This is a genomic window from Amycolatopsis sp. NPDC059021, assembly GCF_042739895.1.
Classification (GTDB): domain Bacteria; phylum Actinomycetota; class Actinomycetes; order Mycobacteriales; family Pseudonocardiaceae; genus Amycolatopsis.
In genome coordinates, this window is record NZ_JBHYIQ010000211.1 from 1 (window position 1) to 2308 (window position 2308).

At 37.3% G+C, this 2308-nt stretch carries 2 protein-coding genes; one reads left to right on the forward strand and one right to left on the reverse strand.

Annotated features, from left to right (window positions below; genetic code table 11):
• Positions 1-790: 790 nt before the first annotated feature.
• Entirely contained in the window at positions 791-1816 is a 1026-nt protein-coding gene (locus tag ACFWX1_RS48025) for a protein rep (protein ID WP_378396620.1), read from the forward strand.
• Between the two features lie 33 nt (positions 1817-1849).
• Here the strand turns inward: ACFWX1_RS48025 and tenpIN are convergent.
• A partial coding sequence (tenpIN, locus tag ACFWX1_RS48030) for a type III toxin-antitoxin system TenpIN family toxin (RefSeq protein ID WP_378396621.1) occupies positions 1850-2308 on the reverse strand: 459 nt, incomplete at its 5' end.

Below are 2308 nucleotides of genomic sequence, written 5' to 3' on the forward strand. Positions count from 1 at the left end.
GATATGTAAAACAGATCGTTATTGATCTGTTTTTTTTTATTTTGTCATTTTTGCTTTTTTCCATTTTGGCAAAAAAAATGTATAATGATTTTAACAGCTGACACAAAAAATAATGGTTTAAATAAGACCAATAAAAAGACCAAGAAAGTGTTGGCCCACTTTCTTGGTCCAGCTAAAGCTGTGGTTAAAGATAAAGATTAGTCATTGCTATTAGAAAGGGCAAGATCATTTTGGATTTGAATCCAAAAGCGATTTTGTCCTTTTCTATTTGGATGTTGATCTCCAATATGTATTCACCTCACTTTCTTTTTTGAGGCGATTTCTGCCTATATGTTTATTAGTATACTATGTTGTGAGAAAAACACAGAAAAACCTCGAAATTAATTATAAATCTTTTTTTAGAAAAGTTCTTCCCCAAGTTCAATACGTACTCCTAGTAAATCATGCGTTGATTATGTGAGGAGGCTGCGTTGGTCGTATGGAGACTGAAATGATGAAATTTCAAAAAAAATCTCCCCCCTACGGGGGAAGAATGGTTTTGATCTTCATGTTTTAGCTTTTAAAAAAGCCGGCTGTTTTCAGCCGGTCTTTTTCGATTTTGGCGAAGCCGAAATCGGGTCTTTTCTTATCTTGATACTATATAGAAACAACATCATTTTTCAAAATCAGGTCAACGCCTTGTGTGTCAAGGGTTAAACGGCTTTTTGACAGGTAAAAACTCCTTCTGCTATTATTAAGGTGTCGAATCAAAATAATAGAATGCTAGAGAACTAGCTCAGAAGGAGTTTTTTTGTTGATTTATTCATCTGAAAACGATTATAGCATCCTCGAAGACAAAACCGCAACAGGTAAAAAGCGGGATTGGAAGGGGAAAAAGAGACGTACGAACCTCATGGCGGAGCATTACGAAGCGTTAGAGAGTAAGATTGGGGCACCTTACTATGGCAAAAAGGCTGAAAAGCTAATTGGTTGTGCAGAGTATCTTTCGTTTAAGAGAGACCCGGAGACGGGCAAGTTAAAACTGTATCAAGCCCATTTTTGTAAAGTGAGGTTATGCCCGATGTGTGCGTGGCGCAGGTCGTTAAAAATTGCTTATCACAATAAGTTGATCGTAGAGGAAGCCAATCGGCAGTATGGCTGCGGATGGATTTTTCTCACGCTGACGGTTCGGAATGTAAAGGGAGAACGGCTGAAGCCACAAATTTCTGAGATGATGGAAGGCTTTAGGAAACTGTTCCAGTACAAAAAAGTAAAGAGCTCGGTTCTTGGGTTTTTCAGAGCTTTAGAGATTACCAAAAATCATGAAGAAGATACATACCATCCGCATTTTCATGTGTTGATACCAGTAAGGAAAAATTATTTTGGGAAAAATTATATTAAGCAGGCGGAGTGGACGAGCCTTTGGAAAAAGGCGATGAAATTGGATTACACTCCAATTGTCGATATTCGTCGAGTGAAAGGTAAAGCCAAGATTGACGCTGAACAGATTGAAAACGAAGTGCGGGAAGCGATGATGGAGCAAAAAGCTGTTCTCGAAATCTCTAAATATCCGGTTAAGGATACGGATGTTGTGCGCGGCAATAAGGTGACAGAAGACAATCTGAACACGGTGCTTTACTTGGATGATGCGCTGGCTGCCCGTAGATTGATCGGGTACGGCGGCATTTTAAAAGAGATACATAAAGAGTTGAACCTTGGTGATGCGGAGGATGGCGATCTGGTCAAGATTGAGGAAGAAGATGATGAGGTTGCAAATGGAGCGTTTGAGGTAATGGCTTACTGGCATCCGGGAATTAAAAATTACATAATCAAATAAAAAAGAGCAGATCTTAAAGGTCTGCTTTTCTATTTAGGAGGTTTGTTGTTCAGAATAGTTCGAAACACATTCTAATTCTGTGTGATAATTTTGCAATGTTGAAAATTGGTACTTTCTTAAAATATTTTCATCCCCTGTATTATAGGCTTGGACATAACGATTCACATATTTTTCAAAAGACTGGATTATACGGTTTTCTGAATTTACAATTTTTAAAAATTCATCTTGTGGAATTTTGAATGATCTATGTGAGACAAAACGAGGATCTGTAATTATTATTGCTTTTGTATAGTCTAATCCTTTTCTGTATTTCTTATTGTGTTGCGTGTAAATCTTTGTAGGAAAGTTTTCTTTATGTTTCATTTTGGAGCGTAAAGGGATAGCGAATTGGTATCCTTTTATTTCAATCATTAAAACACCATAACCTCGCCCTTTGTCTTCAAGATTGCCATTTGAATTTTTATCTGCTATCTCTGTTAAATGGCTATGTTC